The sequence below is a fragment of the Mesobacillus sp. genome (genome assembly GCF_049588175.1).
In the GTDB taxonomy this organism is placed as follows: Bacteria; Bacillota; Bacilli; order Bacillales; family Cytobacillaceae; genus Mesobacillus.
The window spans coordinates 1-2,249 of sequence record NZ_JBAVFI010000089.1 but is presented as its reverse complement, the minus strand read 5'-3'; the positions used below and the strand labels follow the sequence as shown (position 1 = coordinate 2,249).

Here is a 2,249-nt window from a genome sequence, read left to right as displayed (position 1 = left end):
AATCCCCGCCATCAAGGAATAGCACATTGTCGGTTTGCGATTTTAAATCCTTTACATACTTTGCAATCCGGGGAAAACCGCCAGTTTGTTTCAATTCAGGAGTATCCCCCTGCCAAAATAATTCGTGATGAAGATCTAGGCTGCCATGAGTATCATTTTGCTGGATGACCGTCAACTTTTTCATCGTAACTCCTCCTATTTTTAAGGCTGTTTTCGTAAATTTCCTGGCAAAGTCTGAGATGCATGAAGCTTGCGAAAAAAGCCTTAGCCAATTTAATAATCGAAAGGAGTACCTAGATTGGTACCCCTCTCACTTTATTAACGGACTGCACAGCGGTTAGGACCGATTTCCATCTCACGCTGTTCATCGATATCCGGGTTGATTTTACCCATATTCATCTGCCTGATTTCCTGATAGGAGTTAGGCTGCGGCGGAAGGTTTTCGGTAACCGTTTTTCTGAACGTTTCTTCGCTGTCAATCTGCAAGCCGTGATTTTGTGCATATAGGACCCCAAGCTTTTCAGATACACTGCCGTCATCGTTCATTTCGTTGATACCCATATAATGGGCCGGAAGGACAAGCAATTCATCTGCCAGCTCTTTATAGCGGTTATATAAAGTCTGTCTCAGGTCTCCTACCCAGTCCTGCGCCAAACCGGCAAGGTCAGGACGTCCGATTGAGTCGATGAACAAGATATCCCCAGTCAATAAATATTGGTCATCCACAATGAAGGATGTGCTCCCAATGGTGTGACCAGGTGAATACAATGCACGAATGATTGTATTTCCTACCTTTATCTCATCCCCATCCTGCAGGGGTTCATACTGAAAGGTCACTTCTTCTGCGTCCTTTGGCGGCAAGTAGTACTTCGCACCTGCCTTTTCCGCTAGTTTCCTTCCTCCAGATATATGGTCTGCATGCAGATGGGTATCAAGCAAAGCAGTAAGCTTGATGTTCTTGCCAGATAAAAACTCTTCGTACTGCTCAATCATCCTGTTCGTATCGATAATTGCACCTTCACCATTGGATTCAAACAGATATGAAAGACAACCTTTCCCGATGCGGACAAATTGATAGATTGAGCCGCCTTCCTTTAGGTCGCCGATTTTGACTGGCTCGAGGTGTTCACTCCAAGCTTTCATGCCGCCTTCAACGGAGAATACATCCTTAAATCCCGCCTCTTCTATTTGTTCAGCCACAAATTCAGAGGATCCACCTTTGGCACAAATGACATAAATGTCTTTTTCCTTAGGCAGAACATTCATGACTGGGTCAATACCTTCAAGGAGATCAAAATATGGTGTATTATGAACCTTTACATTACGGCCTTCAATCTTCCAATCATCAAAATCATCGGTGTTTCTCGCATCGAGAATGAATACATCCTCATGGTTGATGACTTTTCTGGCCAGTTCTTTTACTGAGATTGTCTGTACCATTTAGTCCCTCCTGAATAAAGCTTTAATTAGAATGTTAACGTTACATTCGCATCGCTGGCAAAGTGAAGGAAGGATGCTGCGCCACCAACGTCAATCCCATCAACAAATTCTTCTTTTTCGAGAGTCATGACATCCATTGTCATTTGGCATGCGATCATTTTAACGCCCATTTCCTGTGCCATTTCAACAAGCTGTTCTACCGGAGGAACATTTGCTTTCTGGAAGCCCTCCTGGAAGTGTTCTTTTCCAGCTGGAAGCGGAAGCTGCTTGTGCGCTTCCTTATGGATCAGGTTCAACCCTTCAAACGTAAAGAAGATTCCTACTTCTGCATCTGTTGCTGCTGCCGCAGTTGCGATATTGAATACTTTATATGCGTCGAACATGCCTCCGTTAGCGGCGATAATTGCTACTTTCATTATTAAGGTTCCTCCCTATTTTTCAACTGATGTTTCGGTTGGGCCTGTCCAGTCCTTCATTCCAGAAACAACATTAATTGGTTTCTTAAAACCTTTTTCAGCTAATTTTTTTGCTGCCATATCACTTCTTGAACCCGAGCGGCAAATCACATAAACATCCTCTTCCGGGTTCAATTCATTGAACCGATGCTCAAGTTCTCCAAGCGGAATCGATTTAGCATTAGGAATATGCCCGAAAGCATACTCTGCTGATTCCCTGACATCAAGAATTGAGATTTTTTCATCGCCCTCCTGCTTAGCGAGCACCTCTTCCAGGGTAGCGGTATGCGGATGCGGAGAATCACTTGTTAATTCCTCATCACTCGCTTTTCGTAGATAGTGTTTGAGTACATC

3 protein-coding genes and 1 pseudogene are annotated in these 2,249 nt (G+C 43.8%); all 4 read right to left on the bottom strand.

The window, feature by feature from the left end; translation table 11 throughout:
- Window positions 1-184: pseudogene (locus WB217_RS01960) on the bottom strand (bifunctional metallophosphatase/5'-nucleotidase); the annotation flags it as partial.
- Window positions 185-318: 134 nt separating this feature from the next.
- A complete protein-coding gene (locus WB217_RS01955; RefSeq protein WP_423990146.1) occupies window positions 319-1,440 on the bottom strand; it encodes an MBL fold metallo-hydrolase in 1,122 nt (373 codons plus the stop codon).
- 26 nt (window positions 1,441-1,466) lie between these two features.
- Window positions 1,467-1,856: a DsrE/DsrF/DrsH-like family protein gene (locus tag WB217_RS01950; protein WP_423990144.1), complete on the bottom strand. Its 390-nt coding sequence runs from the start codon at window positions 1,854-1,856 to the stop codon at window positions 1,467-1,469.
- A gap of 15 nt (window positions 1,857-1,871) precedes the next feature.
- Window positions 1,872-2,249: rhodanese-like domain-containing protein (locus WB217_RS01945; RefSeq protein ID WP_423990142.1), on the bottom strand; the 378-nt coding region annotated here is incomplete at its 5' end.